Raw genomic sequence first — 20194 nt, 5'->3', positions numbered from 1 at the left:
ATTGCATATCCTGCAAAACAGCTAGCCTATTCGATGTGCTCCTCAGAGCACGAATTCACGCGGCTTCACGAACCCCTGGAGGACAGGTGCGGTGCCATTGAAAAGATCGCGCCAGCTCATCGCACCGTCGATCTTGTAACCGATCCGGGCGACCCCGAGGGCGCCTTCCATGAAAATTGCGGTGATCCGGCCGCCTTCTTTGAGTTGCTCGATCAGCGCCGCGGGAACGGTTTCGACCGCCCCTTCGATGAGGATCGCGTCATAGGGGCCGTGCTGTGCTGCGCCCTCGGTCAGCGCGCCGGTGACGACGGCGACATTGTCGGCCCCCGCCTCTGCCAGCGCGGCCTCTGCCTGCGATGCCATCTCCTCGTCTTCGAGCGCGACGACCGCCTCGGCCATCCGCGCGATCACGGCGGAGGAATAGCCGAGCCCCGCGCCCACATCGAGGACCAGATCATCGGGCTGGATGTCGAGCGCATCGAGCATCTTCGCGAAATTGCGCGGTTCCAGCAGGACGCGGCCCGGCGCCAGTTCGAGGTTCTCCCCGATATAGGCGGCTTCGCGCTTGGCCGCGGGCACGAATTGCTCGCGCGGCACATGCAGCATCGCCGCGATGATCGGGAATTTGGTCACATCGCTGGGACGGACCTGCGTGTCGACCATCATGGTGCGGCGCGTAGCGAAATCTTGCATGTCGAGAACTCTTCGGTAGCAAACCCTTGTGGCCGGTTTTGCCACAGAAGCAGGGTCTGAGCAAGTTATGCGAGAGGGCCTTCGGACCTGCCCTCGCGCTCAGAGCCGACGTCGCCTGCGCACAATGCGCCAAAGGCACAACTCGCCTCTTGCGCGGGCGCTTGCGATACCGTATCTGACGCCAACACCACGGCGGCGAGTTGGCGGAGTGGTGACGCAGCGGATTGCAAATCCGTGTACACCGGTTCGATTCCGGTACTCGCCTCCAAATTTTTCAATGACTTACGTCGCGCTTTCTCGTTCAGAAATCGGATTTTGAAACAAGCGTTGAAACTTTCACGTTCCCTTCTTGTTCTGTTCCATTCGATTCCGGGCTTCTTGGGCCTGCTGTGCAAAAAGTCGCTGTCGGACCTCACCACCATATTTTTTCAGCATTTCTACGCCCGAGTGACCTGTGACGGCCTTCACCATTTCGTCGTCGCATCCAGCTAAGTAGAGCTCGATCGTCGCATTCTTGCGTAGACCGTGCGTGACATATTTCTTAGCTTGCGGGTGCTTCATGCTTGCCTTCACCTTACGCATCTCCTCGGCGATCATGCGGTAGCTTACTGGCCGCCCCTTCGCATCTGTGATCACGTTAAGTCCCTTCTTGGGAACCGCAGATAGATACTCCGCCAAGCGTTCGGTGAGCGGGATCCACAACTCCTTGTCAGTTTTGCCTTGCTTAACCCGATAGACGCCCTCCGAAAGGTCGCCCCAACGGATCTTCACCACATCGCCAATGCGCTGGCCGGTCCCGATACAAAGTTCGTAAACAAGCCTTGCTCTCGCTGTCGCAACTTCTTCGAACTCTTCGCGCACATCCTGCGGCCACGGCTCCCAGCCGTCACTTTTTTGCTTCAGGAGAGGAACGCCATGCGCCGCGGTTTTGTCACCGGTTCCTTTAATAAAGCCTTTCAGTCTTGCATGGTTGAGGAGCACCACCATAACCTGAACGAGATAGTTCGCTTGGCGCCAATGATGCCTGTTCGCTTGCTGTAACTCGTAGATGTGCGTTGTTTCGATCTTAGCCGGCTCATAGTCGCCCCAAATATCTCGAATATGGCTAATATACTTGTGGTAGTCGCTTTTCGTGCGGGGAGCGAGTTTCTGAAAAGCCTCGCTTTCATAATAGCTTAGAATAAGGGCCTCAAAGTTCCTCTTGGAAGGAGCTGACTTTTCTGCCTTAAGAAGCCGATTATAATGATCCCAGAATTCTGGCGACCCCGGTTCCTCGTGCATCATCTCTGACTGGCCGCGAGCCCGGCGAATAAACCGAACATACTCACGATCTTCGTAGACATATTTAGGGAGCGCTCTCCTCGTCATTTCTTCCTCATCCTCAGATCACCGCTGAGGAAGTCATCAGGGTGTTCTTGTTCAATCTTCGTCATGTGGAGGATGACACAGCCATCTGGCTTAATCTCGATCCGCGCGCCGGCCAATCCAGCGTCGGACAATTCGCGCACAAGTGTGGCGACAAGTCTTTTCGAGTGTGCCTGGGGGCTTGTGGCCATCTTCTTTTCCTAGCGATATTCCCTCTTGGGGCCTGAATTTCCGAGGTTTTGGCCCCGCATTCCCTATTGTGGTGCTTTGGGGTGAAATACCGAAGAGGTTTCGTTCCTCAATCCACAGGAAATCGTGGACAGGATGTAGCCGCTCCCTACGCCACATGGGTCCAGGCGCGGCTCTTCTGCTTCGGCGTGAGGATTAGCTTGATTGATCTGGAGCTTTGATTTTCTTTACTTCGACCTGGATCGGCAGCCATTCTCTTGTGAATAAACCGCGCGGATCGAGCACACGAAGTTTTCTTCAGTCACGTGTTCGGAACACGTGGGAGACCTCAGATGACATCCAACTCGAACGCTCCGGCAAAAGAAGATTTCACAACCTTCAGCACGCAAAGGGCGGCCTTCGTCGTGCTGCATCAGTAACGCTCCCCACTCCGCCTGGTGTGCCACGCAATCACTCTGCGTCTGCAAACAAGCTGAAACGCGCGACCAACGCTAAATTCTCGGGAGAGAGCGCACCTTCATGACACTGCCCCCGAGGCGTCTTTCACGAAAGCGAATAGCACCTCCTGTTTGTGAAGAAGATGAACCTTTGCCGCGCGGCTCCAATATTCGGAAGACAAGCGAAGCAACGCCTTCTTCGCGGAAACACCTCACGCTTCGATCAGTGCCCCGTCGCGGAGATGGATCAACCGATCGAAGCGGTCGAAGATTTTCTCGTCATGCGTCACGGTGAGAATACAGGCTTCCTGCTCGACGGCGAGCTTTCGCAGCAAATCCATCACAAGCTGAGCCCGCACGGAATCGAGAGCCGCCGTTGGCTCGTCGGCAAGAATGATCCGGGGTCGGTTCGCCAGCGCGCGCGCGATGGCAACGCGCTGCGCTTCCCCGCCTGACAGATGCGCGGGCTTGACCCCGGCGCGATGTCCGACCTCGAGATAATCCAGCAATTCGCGTGCCCGTGCTTTCGCCGCCGCAGGCTTCCAGCCCGCGAGATTCAGCACCACCGAGACATTCTCTTCGGCTGTGAGGAACGGAAGCAAGTTATGCGCCTGAAAGATGAAGCCGATCTTGTCGAGACGAAGTTGGCGCAGGTTGCCACGCAGCCATCGGCCGTCAAACACCGTCTCGCCATCAAGCAAGAGACGGCCTGCCGAGGGGTCAACAATGCAGCCGATAATGTTGAGCAGTGTGGTCTTTCCCGAACCCGAAGGGCCGAGCATCGCCACCACCTCGCCCGCATGGATCTGCAATTCGACCACGCGCAATGCATCGACGCGTGTTTCACCCTCGCCATAATGCTTGGCTACGCCTGACACATCGACGAGAAGATCACCAATTGCCATCTCAGCCTCCAATCGCCGTCGCAGGGTCGACCTTGAGCGCGGCACGGATACCGAGCCCGGAGGCCACGATGCAGACACCAACGATGATCCCGGCAAGCACCAATGCGTTGGTGGGCTCCAGCACAACACGGCGAGGAAAATTGTCTTTCACCAGCAAAATCAAAGACAGCCCGATCGCCCAGCCGGAAATTCCCAGGATCAGAGCCTGCTGAACGATGAGACCGAGGATCGTGCGATCTGGTGCCCCGATCAGCTTGAGCGTCGCGATCTGTTTAAGCTTCTCCATCGTCATCGTGTAGATGATCAGCGCTATCACCACCGCCGAGACCGTCAGCAGGATTCCCAGAAACAGCCCGATCTGGCGGCGTGCGCGATCGACAACCGATGCGAGCAAAAGTTCTTCTTGCTGTGCCTGGGTCAGAGCGCCCAAATGCTTCCATTGCCTGATCGTCGTAGCCACCCGCTCAACATCGGCATCGGGCTCAATCCGTGCAATTACTGCGGAGACATTGCTGGCGTCTGGCGACGTAGCGCCACGCGCCGCGCGGACCCTCTCGGCAGCGGGATCGAGTTCGCTTTGCAAAGCCATTGCATCGGAAAGCGTCATGAAGACCGCGGGGTCACCGCCGGAGTTCATCGCATTTTCTGTCAGCCCGACGACGGTAAACCGGTTACGTCCGATACGGATCGTGTCGCCGACCTGAAGCCCTGACTTTCGATCGGCCACCAATTCGTAGTGGCTGCGCCCAAGCCCACGCCCATCAGTGATGGTGAAGGGACCTCCCGGACGACCGCGCTCGTAACCTATAACATATAGCCGGAGCGTCTGCGTCCCGTGCTGTGCCTCGATCGTCTGGTAAGTGATCGCGCCCGCGTCAGAGATCCCCGGAAGGCGCGCCACCGCATCGCGCGTCGCGGAAGGTAGCGAAGACGCCTCGGCAAAGGGCCCCTGAGTATTCGCCTCAACGACCCAGAGATCTGCGCGCGGTGCTTTAACCGCCGCAAGTGCATCCGAAACAAGACCGTTATAAATCCCGATCATCGCCAGCACGACAGTCATCAGTAACCCCAACCCGAAGCAGGTCAGGACAAAGCGAAACAGGCTATGCCGGATATCCTTGAGCGCAAGATTCACTCGTCCACCTCGACGCTCACCTTTCGGCCTTCGACCGCGCCTTTGGGAACCGGCGAAACAACCTCTGCGCCTTCCGGCAGACCGTCCGTCACCTCTGCGCGGCCGAGATCGTCGCGCGCACCGAATTCCAGGGTCGCCTGCGCGAGCGCACCATCCTGCGCGATCCAGACCGTTCCCGAAGCACCGTCGAAGCCCGTGATATCGACCTCGGGCACCATCAACGCCCGATCGCGATGACCGGTCGTGACCAGAGTCTCAGCCTGTTCGCCCAGATACATTTCGGCGGGGCAATCCGTGCAGGCGAGCCAGACCTTGCGCTCCTCGTTGACGCGGTCGCTTTCCAGCCCGATCCGCACGATTTCGCCATGAAACTCTTGTTGCGGGCGCGAACGAAGACGGATGGCGCCCACCTGCCCCAGCGCAAGCTGACCCGCGCGCTCCTCGTCGATATAGGCCTGAATCCAGATCGTCTGCGGATCAATCAGGCTGAAGATCGTGTCACCCGCCTTGACCACCGTGCCGGCCTCCGCCTTGCGCGCAATGATCAAGGCATCATAGGGCGCCGCTAGAACGTGTTTTTCCAGAAGCGTGCGGGCCGATTGCAGATTAGCATCCGCTTCCGCCGCCTGAGCCCGCAGCACCATCAGCTCGGTTTCAGCCACCGCGAGATCGGCGCGCGCCACATCGAGATCGCGCTGGGTTTCCTCCGCGCTCTGCTTTGAGGCGCGATCCGTTCGTGCAAGTTCCTGCTGGCGCGTATTGGCCGCCTCGCGCTGTGACAAAACCGCCTGAGCGCGTGGCAGGGCAGCTTCCGCCTTGGCGAGCGCTGCACGTGCCGCTTCCACCCCCGCATCAGCCTGGGCAACGCGCGCCTGTTGTTCTTCGGGATGCAAACGCGCCAATTCCTGCCCAGCCATAACACGATCACCAGCATCTGCTGACAGGCTCTGCACGGCGCCCCCCAGTTCGAAGCCAACGGCGCTCAGCACACGTGCCTCAACTGTTCCCAAACCATAAATCCGGAGCGTGACATCCGTCTCTGGCGAAAGCACCGTTACCGGCAGCGGACGGTGGCGCAGCACCCAAATCCCAACCGCCAGCGCGACTGCGGCTACACCGACGACAAACCAGCTCTTACGCATCTCTCAGCCATCCTTCCTGCATTCGAGCAAGCGCAGTTGCACATCCAGCAGCGCCAGCCCGGTCTCTTCCATTGACGTCGTGCGCGGCCCGAGCGCCCATCGGATCGCGGCGCCCTGGACAAGCGAGCTCAGCAGATAAGCAGCATCACGCGGCATGAGATCGACCGATACCCGCCCCTGTGCTTGTGCGGCGGCGATGTCCGCCTCAAGCGTTTCATGGAATACGCTTAGGCGCTCCCGAAAAGCCCCGCGCAGAACTTCGTTCTCGGTCGTCAATTCTCGCGAGAACAGGAGCATTGGGATCGCCGGAGTGCGCGCGATCACCCCAAGCTGTGCCGCCACCAATGCGCGCACCCGGTCCAGCGGATCTGACACACCCTCGAGCGCTGCCTCCCAGGCTGCCGCCAGGGTGTCGGTGACATGCTCGGCGACCGCACCCCAAAGCTCCGCCTTGGACGGGAAGTGCCGGAACAGAGCCGCCTGTGTCAGCCCGATCTGTTTCGCGACCGCATTCGTAGTCACGCGATCAGGGCCGATCTGGTCGGCCATCTCGAGGACGGTCGAAACGATTTCTGCTTTTCGTAGATCTGCGGATTTTCGCATCACATGCCCATTAGTAAGTTATTGATTACTTACTAATGGGTGGCTTTCGAAACGTCAACTGGCTCTTAGAACTGAAACCAATCCCGCATTGCCAGCGACCATTGCTCTCGGAATTTGCGAAATCGAAAGCACCCTCGGTGGCCCGTCAGGCGCCCACAAGACCGCGCGCATCGTCGAACCAGTCGTTGAGCGCCTCGAGTGAGAAAGGAAGGCGACAACCATATCCGCCCGTAAACTCGTCATAAGCAAGTTCGTTCAGGCCGTTGATACCAACGAGGACGGGAATTCCCTGCAGTATAGCTTCAGCAATCACCGGGCGAAACCCGCGCCCCTCGGACTCCATCTTACCGAACTTATTCACGACAAGCAGATCGGCTCCACATGCAAGGCTATGTGAAACCGCTGCGACAGAAGCCTCAAGCGCTGCAGGATCAAGGCGGCAGCCGCGAGATCCCTCGCCAAGTGATTGCGAGATCGATAACACCGGCCCGTCGGGCAAAACCTTAATATCCATATCGCAGGCATGGCTTTTAGGCCGATCAATATTGACCTGAACAACGCCGCACACGCGATGCCCTCGCGCAATCACCTGTCGGGCAAAGCGCGCCATCAGAAAGTCCACGTCGCCCCGGCCAGGGCTTTGAATAGCTGCGATAGAAAACATTTCATGTCCTTTCCAATCAATCATTCGCCAAGATTCAGCGCTGCACATCCTCACCGAAAACGCTCGCGCGCGTGATGGTGCAGTCGAGGTCAGCGAGAACCCCGTCCTTGAGCCCATAGATCAATCCGTGAACCTTGACGGGCTCTCCTGCGGTCCAAGCTTGCTGAAGAATTGGTGTCTCAGCTATGCGTCGCACACCCTCGATCACGTTGAGCTCGGCCAAACGGTCGCGCCGGGCCTCGATATTGGCCAGCTGCCCCAGATCAATCGCATAGGCGCGCGCAAGACGACGAATTGGTTCAAGCCAATGGTCCGTGAGACCGCCGAGCATCTCCTCGGTCGCAGCTTTGACACCGCCGCAGCCGTAATGACCACAAACGATAATCTCGCGAATACCAAGGCTTTCGACGGCAAATTCAAGCGCACTCAGCAAGTTCATGTCTGAAGAATGCACGACGTTGGCGACGTTCCGGTGGACGAAGACCTCGCCGGGATCAAGCCCCGCAACAACATTCGCAGGCACGCGGCTATCGGCGCAACCAACCCAGAAGAACTCCGGGTTTTGCCGCGTCGCAAGACGTGAGAAATAGCCAGGCTCCTCCGCCTTGCGGCGTTCCGACCAAGTGCGGTTGCGGGTGAAAAGATCGCTCAGCATCGCTTTCGTCCCTATGCCGCCAGATCGACCCCAGAGATATCTGCTCGTGCGGCGAGCTCCGCCACGAAGGCGCGCACTGCGCGTGTCCAGGCTGCCTTCTCCATCGCTTCGGCAATACGCGGACGCACGGTCTCGTATGGCAGTGGAGCGCCTTCGGCGACCGCATCGAGCCGGATCACATGCCAGCCGAAGCGACTGAGCACGGGCTCCGCGGTAAGCTCTCCTTCGCCAAGCGCACGCAGCGCTTTCTCGAACTCAGGAACGGTGTCGCCCGGGCCGAGCTGGCCGAGGAAGCCGCCCTCGCCGCGCGACGAGCAGTCGCTATTCTCCTTGGCTAGACGCGCAAAGCTTTTGGGTTTTTCGATCGCCTCTGTCGCCAAGGCGCGCGCGCGGGCCTCAGCTGTCTCGCGTTGCGCCTCGTTGCGCGGATCGCAGGCGATCAGTATATGCGCGGCTTCCCAAAGCGGCGGGGCGCGGAACCGCGTGGGATCACGGCTCCATTCGACTTGGATATCCTCCTCGGAGGGAGGCGTCACCTCGACGGCATCCTCGAGAAGCGCACGGATCAGAGCCTCGTCCTCGGTCTCGATCTGTCCCGGAGCGACCTCCTGAGGGTCGACGTCAATCGCACGTTGCTCCGCTTCTTGCAGAAGAAGCGCGCGAACCGCGAGCGCATTGGCCGCCTTGCGCCAGGCAATGCCGGGTTTGTCACTCGGGCCGTTATGATGCTGGGCTTCCGCAGCAATCGCCGCGGAAGGGATAGTCTGGCCATTCACGACCACATCGGGAAAGAGCGGTTTGGTCATTGCTCTCACTCCGCAGCCGAAGGTCGCTTCGCCGCAGCGATACGCCTCTTATTGATGTCTGCAGCACTGCGCTCAGGCAACTTGGAGCTCCGGCGAGACCGCACGATCTGATAACCGGGGCGCAGCAGCAAATAACGTAGCGGCGCGAAGATCCCCGAAGCTATGTGAACGAGGCGGGTGAAGGGGACCAACAGGAAAATGGTCAGTCCGAGCGCGATGTGCAGCTTGAACACAAGCGCCGCGCCCGCGACATAGTCCGCAGCACCCGGCTGGAACGTCCAGATCATCTGCGCCCATGTCATGAACTTGACCATCTCGTGACCGTCGGAGTGTTGCCAGCTCACCGGAACCGTCCCGAGACCGAGCAGAAGCTGAGCCAGCAGGAGCACGAGGATCGCGATATCGGCAAAGCTCGACGTCAACCGGATACGTTGGTCGGTCCAGCGGCGATAGAGCAGCATCCCGCCGCCGATCGTCGCCATCACGCCCGCGATCCCGCCTGCCACGATTGCGAGGATTTGTTTGGCGCCGTGGCTGACATGGAGCATGTCGAATACCCAGATCGGCGTCAGAAGGCCGACGACATGGCCCACGAAGATCACAAGAACCCCGACATGGAACAGGATCGACGCGATCGCGAAATGACGCTGTCGCAGCAACTGGCTCGACGAGGTTTTCCAAGTGAAGGGATCACGATCGTAACGCGCGATCGATCCCAGGAAGAGCACGGAAAGTGCGATGTAGGGGTAGATGCCAAAGAGAAACGTATTCATCTGAGCCTCCGTCATTCCGCCGCAGTTTTCGCGTGGCGCAGTTTGGGCGGATCCATCTGCGCGAGCATGTCGCGCACCTGCGGACAGCCTGCATTCGGGTCGGGACCGAAGGTAACCTCGGTTTCTTCCCAGATCTTGTCGATCTCCTCGAGATCGTCGGGGGACGGATCAGGTCGCGCGAGAATCTCGGCCACAGCCTCCTCGTCAGCCATCTCACCCGACATTTGCACGAGCGCCGTGAAGATCGCCGCATAGGCGCTCTCGCGCTTGCCCAACCGTTCCCCGACCGCAGCGAGGATATGGGCTGCATCCGCCAGCATATCGCGCGCTTCCTCGGGCGGACGAGCCGCAAGGAACTCGAGCAGCACGGGAAGATGGTCGGGCAGTTCGGTCGTTGCTGGCTCAAAACCTGCCGCACGATAGGTCTCGAGCAGGTCGACCATGGCACCGCCACGATCACGGCTTTCTCCATGGACATGTTCGAAGAGGTTGAGCGACAGGCTGCGCGAGCGGTCGAAGAGCATCACATAGTCCTCTTCGAGCGCGTAGATGTCACGGGCACCGAGTTCTTCGATCAGCGGGCGCAAGTCCCGCCGTGCCACCGCCGTGAGCCGCGTCTCGGAGGCGAGAACGCCCCCGATTTCCGGCATCGCTTGTTGCAGTTCCTGCGTCGGATAGCTCAGCAGGACCGAGAAGGCCTTGAGCGTGCGATCGTTGAGTTGATGGTCCATCACTGCACCTCCTGCGGCATCTTGAGCGGTCTTTTGGAGCCCCCGAAGAGCGAGCCCTTCGAGATCCCGGTCGAGCAGCCGTTGCAATCGGTGAACCCGGTGCCCGCGCGCAGGTCATAGGCATCCTCGACCTGTTCACGATGGGTCGTCGGGATCACGAAGCGGTCCTCGTAATCGGCGAGCGCCATGATCTTATACATATCCTCGATCACACGACCCGAGAGACCGACACGTGCGGCGATCCCTTCGTCGCGAACCCCGTCGACGGTCTTGGCCCGCATGTAGGAACGCATCGCAAGCATCCGCTCAAGCGCGGTAGCGATCGGCGCCTCGTCACCGGCTGTCAGCATGTTGGCGAGGTAGCGCAGCGGAATACGCAGGCTCTTCACGTCCGGCATCGCGCCATCCATGCCGATCGCGCCCGCCTCGGCGGCGTTCTGGATCGGTGAGAGCGGCGGAATATACCAGACCATCGGCAGCGTCCGGTATTCGGGATGCAGCGGGAAGGCGACCTTCCACTCCATCGCCATCTTCCAGATCGGGCTTTGCTGCGCCGACTTGATCCATTCCTCCGGAACGCCATCGGCTCGTGCGGCCTCGATTACGACCGGATCGTTGGGATCGAGGAACACGTCGAGCTGCGCGTCATAGAGCTGCTGCTCGGAGGGCGCATTCGCCGCTTGCTCGATCTTGTCGGCATCATAGAGCATGACGCCGAGATACCGAATCCGGCCCACGCAGGTTTCCGAACAAACGGTCGGGTTGCCGCTCTCGATCCGCGGGTAGCACAGGGTGCATTTCTCGGATTTTCCGGTCGACCAGTTGTAAAAGACCTTCTTGTAGGGGCAGCCCGAGACGCACATCCGCCAGCCGCGGCATTTTTCCTGGTCGATCAGGACGATGCCGTCTTCCTCACGTTTGTAGATCGCACCCGAAGGACACGACGCTGCACAGGCCGGATTAAGGCAATGCTCGCACAGTCGCGGCAGATACATCATGAAGGTGTTCTCGTATTCCCCGTAGATCTCCTTCTGCACCCCCTCGAAGTTGTAGTCCTTCGAGCGTTTCGAGAATTCGCCGCCAAGGATTTCTTCCCAGTTCGGCCCCTTTTCGATTTTCTCGATCCGTTCGCCAGTGATCTTGGAGAGCGGGCGGGCGGTCGGAAAAGCCTTCATCTCGGGCGCGTTGGCGAGATGCTCATAGTCGAAATCGAACGGCTCATAATAATCGTCGATCGCAGGCAGGTCGGGGTTGGCGAAGATATTCGCCACGATCCGCCATTTCGAACCCTGCCGCGGGATCAGCTTACCGGAACGGGTGCGTTTCCAGCCACCGTTCCAGCGTTTCTGATTTTCCCAGTCGGTCGGGTAGCCGGTGCCGGGCTTAGTCTCGACGTTGTTGAACCAAGCGTATTCGACACCGTCGCGGCTGGTCCAGACGTTCTTGCAAGTCACGGAGCAGGTGTGACACCCGATACATTTGTCGAGGTTCAGCACCATGCCGATTTGTGCGCGGACTCTCATTCTGCTGCCTCCTGGGTAGCGGGCTCATCGAGCCAGTCGATCTTCTTCATCTTGCGGACCACGACGAATTCGTCGCGGTTCGCACCCACGGTGCCGTAGTAGTTGAACCCGTAGGAAAGCTGGGCGTAGCCACCGATCATATGCGTGGGCTTGAGCGTCGCGCGGGTCACCGAATTGTGGATGCCTCCACGCAGGCCGGTCTTCTGAGAGCCGGGCGTATTCACGATCTTCTCCTGGGCGTGATACATGAAGATCGTGCCTTCCTTCATCCGCTGAGAGACAACCGCCCGCGCGGTCAGCGCGCCGTTAACGTTGTAGGCTTCAACCCAGTCGTTATCTTCGATTCCCGCTTTCTTCGCGTCGGTCTCCGAAATCCAGACCACCGGCCCGCCGCGGTTCAGCGTGAGCATCAGCAGGTTGTCGGTATAGGTGGAGTGGATGCCCCACTTCTGGTGCGGAGTGATGAAGTTCAGCACAACATGCTTGTCGTCGCCGGCGAGCACATCTTGCGTCACAGTCTTCAGGTCGACCGGCGGACGATAGGACACGAAGCCCTCGCCGAAAGCGCGCATCCAGAGGTGGTCCTGATAGAGCTGCTGACGACCTGAAAGGGTGCGCCATGGGATCAGCTCATGCACGTTGGTGTAGCCGGCGTTGTAGCAGACTTCCTCGCTCTCGATACCCGACCAGGTCGGGGACGAGATGATCTTGCGCGGTTGCGCGGCGATATCACGGAAGCGGATCTTCGTGTGCTCCTGCCCTTCGGCAAGGTGCTTATGCCCGCGGCCGGTGGGCTTCTCGAGCGCCCCCCAAGCCTTGACCGCAACCTCGCCGTTGGTTTCGGGCGCGAGCATTAGGATCACCTCGGTTGCGTCGATGTCGGTATCGATTTTCGGACAACCTTTGGTGGGACCATCCTCCCATTCGCCATTGAGTTTGCGAAGCGCTTCGACCTCGTGCTTGGTATCCCAGCCAATGCCCTTGCCGCCATTGCCCAGCTTGTCCATCAGCGGACCGAGCGCCACATACCGATCGTAGATCGCACCGTAGTCGCGCTCGACAGTGACGTAGTTAGGCGCGGTTTTACCCGGGATCAGGTCGCATTCACCCTTCTTCCAATCGCGCACCTCGGGCTGAGCCAATTCGCCTGCCGTGTCGTGCAGGATCGGCGCCTGGACAATGTCGGTTTCCTGACCAAGAACCTCCGGCGAAACCTCTTGGAATTTCTTGGCGATCGCCTTGAAGATCTCCCAGTCGGACTTCGACTCGTAAGCTGGGTCTACAGCCGCTTGAAGCGGGTGAATGAACGGGTGCATGTCCGAGGTGTTGAGGTCGTTCTTCTCATACCACGAAGCGGTCGGCAGAACGACGTCGGAATAGACTGCGGTCGTCGACATACGGAAGTCGATGCAAACGAGCAGGTCGAGTTTGCCTTCCGGTGCCTCGTCATGCCAAACGGCCTCCTTCGGCTTCGCCCGACCTTCCTCGCCGAGATCCTTTCCGAGAATCCCGCTGTCGGTGCCGAGTAGGTGACGAATGAAATATTCGTGCCCCTTGCCCGACGAACCCAAGAGGTTCGAGCGCCACACATAGAGATTGCGCATCCAGTTTTCAGGAGCGTCAGGGTCCTCGCAGGACATCTGCAGCTCACCGGACTTCAGCTTTTCGGCCACGTAGTCTTTGGGATCCATGCCCGCTGCCTTGGCAGCCTTGGTGACCTCAAGCGGGTTCGTCTTGAGTTGCGGCGCCGAAGGCAACCACCCCATACGCTCGGCGCGTATGTTGTAGTCGATCAGCGAGATGTCCCAGTCACCCTTCGGCGCGGTCGGAGACAGGATCTCGTCCACCCCGAGCGTTTCGTAACGCCATTGGTCGGAATGGGCATAGAAGGCTGAGGTGCCGTTCATCTGACGCGGCGGGCGCCCCCAATCCAGAGCGAAGGCGAGCGGAAGCCAACCCGTTTGCGGGCGCAGTTTCTCCTGACCGACATAGTGGCTCCAACCACCACCTTCCTGACCGACGCAACCGCACATCACCAGCAGGTTGATGATGCCACGGTAGTTCATGTCCATATGATACCAGTGGTTCAGACCCGCCCCCAGGATCACCATGGATTTGCCGTGAGTCTTTTCGGCATTGCTGGCGAACTCGCGTGCGACCGCGATGATCTTGTCGGCGGAGACCCCGGTGATCTTCTCGGCCCATTTCGGCGTGTAGGGCAGGTCCTCATTGAAGTCATGGCTGACCCAGTCGCCCCCCAGACCACGATCGAGACCGTAATTCGCACAAAGGAGGTCAAACACGGTCGCGACCATGGCCTCGCGGCCATCAGCGAGCGTGACCTTTCTAACCGGCACGTTTCGGGTCAGGACGTCAGGGTGTTGGCACTTGACGAAATTCTCCGTAGCGGCGCCGCCGAAATAGGGGAAATCGACACCGACGACATCGTCATGGCACTCTTCCATAACCTGGCTAAGCCGAAGCTTCGCCTCTCCCGTGCTGGCGCGGTCCTCGAGGTTCCACTTGCCCTCTTCCCCCCAACGGAAACCGATGGACCCGTTCGGCACGACCATCGCCCCGGAGGCTTCATCATAGGCAACGGTCTTCCATTCGGGGTTGTTGCTCTCACCCAATCCGTCTGCGAGGTCCGAAGCCCGAAGCATCTTGCCGGGGATGTGGCGGCCATCCTCCTCATCGAGCAGCACGAGCATCGGCATGTCCGAATAGCGACGCGCATAATCCTCGAAATACTCGGCCTGACGGTCGAGATGATATTCGCGCAGGACCACATGCCCCATCGCCATCGCCAGCGCCGAGTCGGTGCCCTGCTTGGGATTGAGCCAGATGTCACCGAATTTCGAGGCTTCCGAGTAATCAGGGCAAATCACGGCGGATTTGGTGCCGCGGTAGCGGGCCTCGGTATAGAAATGAGCGTCCGGCGTGCGGGTTTGCGGCACGTTCGAGCCCCAAATCAGCAGATAGCCCGCATTATACCAATCCGCAGATTCCGGGACGTCGGTCTGCTCGCCCCAGGTCTGCGGCGAGGCAGGCGGAAGATCGCAATACCAGTCATAGAAGGACAGACAGGTGCCGCCCAGCAGAGACAGGTAACGCGCACCTGCAGCGTAGCTGACCATCGACATGGCCGGGATCGGCGAGAAGCCGAAGACGCGATCGGGCCCGTAGGTCTTTGCAGTATAGGCATTGGCGGTCGCAGCGATCTCGGTAGCTTCGTCCCAGCTCGCGCGCACAAAACCGCCCTTCCCGCGGGCCTTGGTGTATTCGGCGCGCAGCAGAGGATCGCTCTGGATGGCAGTCCATGCTTCGATTGGCGACTTGGTCTTGCGCATCTCGCGCCACATTTTCAGCAGCTTGCCACGCACCATCGGGTGCTTCATCCGCGCTGCGGAATAGAGATACCAGCTATAGGAGGCGCCGCGGGCACAGCCGCGCGGCTCGTGGTTGGGCAATCCGGGACGCGTGCGCGGGTAATCGGTCTGCTGGGTCTCCCATGTCACGATCCCCGACTTCACGTAAATCTTCCAGCTGCAAGACCCGGTGCAGTTCACACCATGGGTCGAGCGGACGATCTTGTCGTGACGCCAGCGGGACCGATAGGTCTCTTCCCATTTACGGTCCTCGCGGGTCACCTGCCCGTGGCCGTCGGAGAACTGCTCCAACTCCTTGGATTGCAGGAAATTAAGTCTGTCGAGCAAGTGGCTCATGTCGCGTCTCCTTGCGGAAATGGATTGGAAGCGCGCGCCGCGGGACGCCACGGCGCGCGCCGGTCGCGTCAGCAGGGAACGGAGGCGCCCTTGCGGCTGTAGAAGAACCACGTCACCACCACGCAGAGCGCGTAGAAGATCATGAAGCCCCACAGAGCTGCGTTGGGAGCGCCGGTCAGGCTGATCGACGTGCCGTAGAATTTCGGGATGAAGAAGGCACCATAGGCCGCGATCGCCGAGGTGAAGGCGATGATCGCCGAGCTCTCCAGCTCCGATTGCTTGAGCGTGGCGGCCGCGTCGAGATGCGGGTTCAGACGCGGCACTTCCTGACGCATGATCGAGGGGATCATCTGGAAGGTCGAGGCATTGCCCACGCCGGTCAGGAAGAACAGCGCCATGAAGCAGGCGAAGAAGCCCCAGAAGCTACCGGCGTCACCGGCCGAGGGCAGGAACTGCAGCACCCCCCAGACGGCGACGATCATGCCGACGAAGGTCCAGAAGGTCACGCGACCGCCACCGAACTTGTCGGAAATCCAACCCGTGCCGGCCCGGCTCAGCGCGCCCACGAGCGGCCCGAGGAAGGCGAACTGCAGCACGTCCACCTCAGGAAACTGCGTCTTCATGAGCAGCGGGAAGCCAGCGGAATAGCCGATGAAGCTTCCGAACGTGCCGGTGTAGAGGACGCACATCACCCAGTTGTGGAAGCGCGAGAAAATCACTGATTGCTGTTTGAACGAAGCGCTGGCCGATGCGATGTCATTCATCCCGAACCATGCGGCGATCGCCGAAAGGACGATGAAGGGCACCCAGACGAAACCAGCGTTCTGCAGGAAGAGCTCACCCCCTGCCGACAATTGCTGGGGCGCGCCGCCGAGGGAGCCGAAGACGCCCGTGGTGATCACGATCGGCACGAGGAACTGCATCACCGAGACGCCCGCGTTGCCGAGGCCTGCATTGAGAGCCAGCGCGTTCCCCTTGGTCTTCTTGGGGTAGAAATAAGCGATGTTGGCCATCGAGGAGGCGAAGTTTCCACCACCGAAGCCGCAGAGCAGCGCGAGCAGCAGGAAGATGGCGTAGGGGGTCTCGGGGTTCTGCACCGCAAAGCCGATACCGAGCGCGGGCAAAAGCAGCGTGGCGGTCGAGAAGGCCGTCCATTTGCGGCCGCCGAAGATCGGGATCATGAAGCTGTAGAAGATGCGCAGTGTCGCGCCCGACAGGCCCGGCAGTGCCGCCAGCCAGAACAGTTGTCCGGTAGAGTAGTCGAAGCCGATTGCGGGAAGCTTGGCGACCACGACGGACCACACCATCCAGACCGAGAAGGCGAGGAGAAGCGCGGGGATCGATATCCAGAGGTTGCGGGTGGCGATCGCATGCCCGCGGGTTTTCCAGAACTCCGGATCCTCGGGACGCCAGTCGGTCAGCACGTGGCCGCTTTGACCGGAGGTTGCTGTTGTGGTGGCCATTGGAGTGGCTCCTTCAGAAATGTGCGAGGGGGGCGGGCCACCCAGCGGGAAGCCCGTTGGGTATTCATCAAGGCATGGACTTCGCGAGCGGCTCATCGGGCACATCGGAAAGATACTTCTCTCCTTTGAGACCAGGATGCCGTGCATGTTCCATGCGGCGGATGGCGATGTGCATCCAGACCGTCGAGACGAGGACCAGCACGAAGAGCAACATGAAGGGAGCAGTCCAGACACCGCTTTGGTCGAGCAAGAAGCCGAAGCTGATGGGCAGGAAGAAACCACCCAGTCCCCCGATCATGCCGACGAGTCCGCCAACGGCCCCGACGTGATGCGGGTAATAAACCGGGATATGCTTGTAGACGGCAGCCTTTCCGAGGCTCATCACGAAGCCCAAGATCACGGTCATCACCATAAACATCGTCGCGTTGAGGCCGAAGGTGAACGAGATCGGGCCGTGGATGCCTTCAACTGTGTAGCTGGTCTCGGGGTAGCTCATGACGAACAGGAGCACGAGCGAGACAATGAAGGTCAAATACATGACGAAACGCGCGCCCCATTTGTCGGACATCCACCCACCAAGAGCGCGGAAGACGGAACCAGGCAGGGAGTAGAAGCCAGCAAAGACTCCGGCCGTCGTGAGCGGCAGCCCATAAGCCCCGACATAGTAGCGCGGCAAGAACGAGGCGAGCGCAACAAAACCGCCGAAGACGAAGAAGTAATAGGTAGCGAAACGCCAAACCTGGATATTCTTGAGCGGTGCGAGTTGGTCCCCTGCAGATACCGGTTTGGCGCCAGTCTTCTTGCGTTCCTGTTGCACCGGATCGGTCTTCGCAGTCAGGTAGAAGAACACTGCCGTTGCAGCGAGAACGACGGCATAGACCTTCGCAGTCCCTTCCCAGCCAAGCGCGACGACAAGGAAGGGAGCAGCGAAGTTCGTCACCGCAGCGCCGACGTTGCCCGCGCCGAAGATACCCAAGGCGGTGCCCTGACGTTCTTTCTCGAACCAGCGTGACGTGTATGCGACGCCGACAATGAAGGACCCCCCCGCCAGGCCAAGGCCAAGTGCTGCGATCAGGAAAACCTCGTAGGTGTGAACCGTTGCCAGCAGCCAGACAGCAACTGCCGTAATGAGCATCTGCAGCGGAAACATGATCCGGCCACCGAACTGCTCGGTCCAGACGCCAAGGAAGATACGGCTGATCGAACCCGTCAGAACCGGGGTGGCAACCAACAGTCCGAACTGCGTATCGGACAAGCCAAGCTCCTGCTTGATCCGGACGCCAATGATCGAAAAAATCGTCCAGACCGCGAAGCAGACGGTGAAGGCGAAAGTGCTGAGCCCCAATGCCCGGTATTGGTCCGAACGAGTGACTCCATCGAGTGTATGCATGTTCTCTCTCCGCAGTTGGGCCGACGTGAACCGCCGGTCTGGTTGCGGACAGATCAACAGGCAGGGAGACTGGAAAAGGTTGATCGAAATCAAACCGATTAGCTGGTAGGATCGAAATAAGTCACCGCTCGGCAAGGATCACGCCGACAGAAAACACCTATCAACCCGCTCGCCAATCGGTGACAATTGACCGCTTGATATTTATCAAGCATCACCGTCAGGCACGATTAGAGGTGAAGCATGGCCATCCGCTTGCGCGACGATGAATCTTCCGAGATTCGCGCGCTACGACTGTTTTCCGGGATCGACGACGAGAATTTTTCTGCGTTGATCCGAGGTGCCTATGTCCAAAACTTTCCGCCGCAAATCGAGTTGTTCACTGAGGGCGAGACTAGTGATTTCCTTCACGTCGTCATCAGTGGGTCGGTGGAATTGTTCGCAACATGGAATGGGCGCGAAACGACGATGGAGACGCTGCAGCCCGTCTCAACCTTCATCGTGGCGGCTACCGTCAAAGCAGCGCCCTACCTGATGTCTGCGCGCACGCTTGAAAAGTCGCGCATCATCTTGGTGCCATCAGAGGATGTTCGTGCAATCTTCGATGCCGACCAGACATTCGCACGCAACGTCGTAACAGAGCTCGCTCAGGGATATCGTGGGGTTGTGCGGAACACAAAGAACCTAAAGCTCCGAACTTCCCTTGAGCGCCTGGCCAACTACCTTGTTCATCGCCACACATGCGAGGATAAGGCAGATGTCTTTGATCTTGGGATCGAAAAACGGCGTCTGGCTTCTTACTTGGGCATGACACCAGAAAACCTGAGTCGAGCGATCCGTCAGCTGGAACCCTACGGCGTGCAAGTTGACGGAAGCTGCGTTACGATCACCGATGCAAAAGATCTTCGTGCTTTTGCCAAACCTTCTGAACTGATCGACGATCCCTGTTCCTGAAGGTCAGCGCCTTCCCTCGGCCTCGTCGATCACCCCCTTCACCCAGAGCGAGAAACCCCATGAGGCGGGCACGCCCAGCGGCAGCGAGAGCGCCAGCGCCACGAGCGGCGGGATTGCGGGCAGGCCGATCCATTGCCCCATCAGCCCCAACATGAAGAGGTTGATCGCGACCGCTGCCGCGGCGAAGGGATAGGGCAGCAGCATCAGCCGCGACAGGCGCGGTCCCTCAGTGGCTGGTGCCGTCATCGAAGGTGATCTTGTTCCAGACATTGTATTTCCCCGAGGGCTTGCGCATCGGCAGTCGCTTCGGCTTGTCGAGCTTGCAGGAATTTGAAGGGGGCCCAACCGACGGCCCCAAGAAGAAATTCGGAGATCTTTACGATCGACTGACCTTCGATCTGACGAATGAGGACTACGCTCCTTTCCGAAACCTGCTACGCGATCACATCCTCAAAACTTGGCCGCTCGGCCCTGGGGATGACCTGATGGGTGAGCCTGTTTTAACGCGCCACCTTCACTCGGTGCTCACCGCATCTCGGGAGTATGGCATCGACAGTCGACGGCTGCGAAAATTGCTCGTCTCCGCAGGGGTAGTGCGTCCGGTCGAGCAAGGTCGGTCAGATGCCTGGGAACTGTTCACCCCCGAAGACGCTGAACCGGTCCTAAGCCGTCTGGAGACGCTTGTCTCCGCAACAGATCTTCAAGATGCGCTCCTCATTTCGCGCACGCATTTTGAATCCTTGCGTAAGGACGGCTACTTCGCGCCGACATTGGAAGGTCCTGAGCACAAACCACTTTGGGACCTCCGTGAAGCTCGCAGTTTTATCGACGGTCTCCTGCAAGGAGCGGAGCCTGTCTATGTCCCGATGCACAGCTGGGCTTACCTGTCGGATGCAGCTATCCGCCTGACCACCAGGCGCAGAAACAGATCATCAGCTGCGCAGCGCACGAATGTCAGAATAGCGCGTATTCCGTTGAAAAACTCGCGCTTGATTGCTGGGCGTGGCGCTGATTCAATTCCGACATCAGGTGGGAGGATTGGCG

The 20194-nt window shown here is 59.6% G+C and carries 18 protein-coding genes, 1 tRNA gene and 1 pseudogene; 3 read left to right on the top strand and 17 right to left on the bottom strand.

Annotated elements, in window-relative coordinates; all coding sequences use genetic code 11:
• Nucleotides 1-42: 42 nt before the first annotated feature.
• A complete protein-coding gene (locus tag BMI87_RS14995; protein ID WP_078522434.1) occupies nt 43-693 on the bottom strand; it encodes a protein-L-isoaspartate O-methyltransferase in 651 nt (216 codons plus the stop codon).
• A gap of 194 nt (nt 694-887) precedes the next feature.
• Between BMI87_RS14995 and BMI87_RS14990 the strand changes: the two genes are divergently transcribed.
• Nucleotides 888-961 (top strand) — tRNA-Cys (locus BMI87_RS14990).
• Nucleotides 962-1029: 68 nt separating this feature from the next.
• Here the strand turns inward: BMI87_RS14990 and xerC are convergent.
• The 15 genes from xerC to BMI87_RS14915 form a co-directional block, all read right to left on the bottom strand.
• The gene (gene xerC, locus BMI87_RS14985) at nt 1030-2061 is read right to left on the bottom strand and encodes a tyrosine recombinase XerC (RefSeq protein ID WP_078522433.1); all 1032 of its coding nucleotides are present in this window, start codon (nt 2059-2061) and stop codon (nt 1030-1032) included.
• Nucleotides 2058-2249, bottom strand: a complete 192-nt coding sequence (locus BMI87_RS14980) for a hypothetical protein (protein WP_078522432.1) — start codon at nt 2247-2249, stop codon at nt 2058-2060. The genes xerC and BMI87_RS14980 overlap by 4 nt, the downstream gene beginning before the upstream one ends.
• Nucleotides 2250-2896: 647 nt before the next feature.
• The gene (locus tag BMI87_RS14975; RefSeq protein ID WP_240497842.1) at nt 2897-3601 is read right to left on the bottom strand and encodes an ABC transporter ATP-binding protein; all 705 of its coding nucleotides are present in this window, start codon (nt 3599-3601) and stop codon (nt 2897-2899) included.
• Nucleotides 3591-4724, bottom strand: coding sequence for an ABC transporter permease (locus tag BMI87_RS14970; RefSeq protein WP_078522430.1), 1134 nt, complete (start codon nt 4722-4724; stop codon nt 3591-3593). Before BMI87_RS14970 ends, BMI87_RS14975 begins: the two co-directional genes overlap by 11 nt.
• Nucleotides 4721-5866, bottom strand: a complete 1146-nt coding sequence (locus BMI87_RS14965; protein ID WP_078522429.1) for an efflux RND transporter periplasmic adaptor subunit — start codon at nt 5864-5866, stop codon at nt 4721-4723. The genes BMI87_RS14970 and BMI87_RS14965 overlap by 4 nt, the downstream gene beginning before the upstream one ends.
• A 3-nt stretch (nt 5867-5869) precedes the next feature.
• Nucleotides 5870-6415: a TetR/AcrR family transcriptional regulator gene (locus BMI87_RS14960; protein ID WP_246831736.1), complete on the bottom strand. Its 546-nt coding sequence runs from the start codon at nt 6413-6415 to the stop codon at nt 5870-5872.
• Nucleotides 6416-6614: 199 nt separating this feature from the next.
• Complete coding sequence (locus tag BMI87_RS14955; RefSeq protein WP_143594845.1) at nt 6615-7133, bottom strand: DUF2478 domain-containing protein; 519 nt, start codon at nt 7131-7133, stop codon at nt 6615-6617.
• A gap of 34 nt (nt 7134-7167) precedes the next feature.
• On the bottom strand, nt 7168-7788 hold the full coding sequence (locus BMI87_RS14950; protein ID WP_078522426.1) for a carbonic anhydrase: 621 nt from the start codon (nt 7786-7788) through the stop codon (nt 7168-7170).
• 11 nt (nt 7789-7799) lie between these two features.
• The gene (locus BMI87_RS14945; RefSeq protein WP_078522425.1) at nt 7800-8594 is read right to left on the bottom strand and encodes a peptidylprolyl isomerase; all 795 of its coding nucleotides are present in this window, start codon (nt 8592-8594) and stop codon (nt 7800-7802) included.
• Nucleotides 8595-8599: 5 nt separating this feature from the next.
• A complete protein-coding gene (gene narI / locus BMI87_RS14940; protein WP_078522424.1) occupies nt 8600-9367 on the bottom strand; it encodes a respiratory nitrate reductase subunit gamma in 768 nt (255 codons plus the stop codon).
• 11 nt (nt 9368-9378) lie between these two features.
• Entirely contained in the window at nt 9379-10098 is a 720-nt protein-coding gene (gene narJ / locus BMI87_RS14935) for a nitrate reductase molybdenum cofactor assembly chaperone (protein ID WP_078522423.1), read from the bottom strand.
• Nucleotides 10098-11621 carry a nitrate reductase subunit beta gene (gene narH, locus BMI87_RS14930; protein ID WP_078522422.1) on the bottom strand — a complete coding sequence of 508 codons (1524 nt, stop codon included), beginning with the start codon at nt 11619-11621 and terminating at the stop codon, nt 10098-10100. The genes narJ and narH overlap by 1 nt, the downstream gene beginning before the upstream one ends.
• The gene (locus BMI87_RS14925) at nt 11618-15346 is read right to left on the bottom strand and encodes a nitrate reductase subunit alpha (RefSeq protein ID WP_078522421.1); all 3729 of its coding nucleotides are present in this window, start codon (nt 15344-15346) and stop codon (nt 11618-11620) included. The genes narH and BMI87_RS14925 overlap by 4 nt, the downstream gene beginning before the upstream one ends.
• A gap of 68 nt (nt 15347-15414) precedes the next feature.
• Nucleotides 15415-16809: a NarK family nitrate/nitrite MFS transporter gene (locus BMI87_RS14920; protein ID WP_078522420.1), complete on the bottom strand. Its 1395-nt coding sequence runs from the start codon at nt 16807-16809 to the stop codon at nt 15415-15417.
• 67 nt (nt 16810-16876) lie between these two features.
• Entirely contained in the window at nt 16877-18199 is a 1323-nt protein-coding gene (locus BMI87_RS14915) for a nitrate/nitrite transporter (RefSeq protein ID WP_078522419.1), read from the bottom strand.
• Between the two features lie 240 nt (nt 18200-18439).
• On the opposite strand from BMI87_RS14915, the gene BMI87_RS14910 reads away from it, so the two are divergent.
• Entirely contained in the window at nt 18440-19150 is a 711-nt protein-coding gene (locus tag BMI87_RS14910; protein WP_093477004.1) for a cyclic nucleotide-binding domain-containing protein, read from the top strand.
• Between the two features lie 3 nt (nt 19151-19153).
• Here BMI87_RS14910 and BMI87_RS14905 read toward each other — a convergent pair whose 3' ends face one another.
• Entirely contained in the window at nt 19154-19396 is a 243-nt protein-coding gene (locus BMI87_RS14905; protein ID WP_246831737.1) for a hypothetical protein, read from the bottom strand.
• A gap of 11 nt (nt 19397-19407) precedes the next feature.
• On the opposite strand from BMI87_RS14905, the pseudogene BMI87_RS22160 reads away from it, so the two are divergent.
• A pseudogene (locus BMI87_RS22160) lies at nt 19408-20194 on the top strand (hypothetical protein); the annotation flags it as partial.

The organism is Thioclava sp. F28-4 (genome assembly GCF_002020045.1).
Lineage (GTDB): Bacteria > Pseudomonadota > Alphaproteobacteria > Rhodobacterales > Rhodobacteraceae > Thioclava > Thioclava sediminum.
The sequence above is the reverse complement of the archived record's forward strand: the minus strand, read 5'-3'. Positions and strand labels throughout refer to the sequence as shown.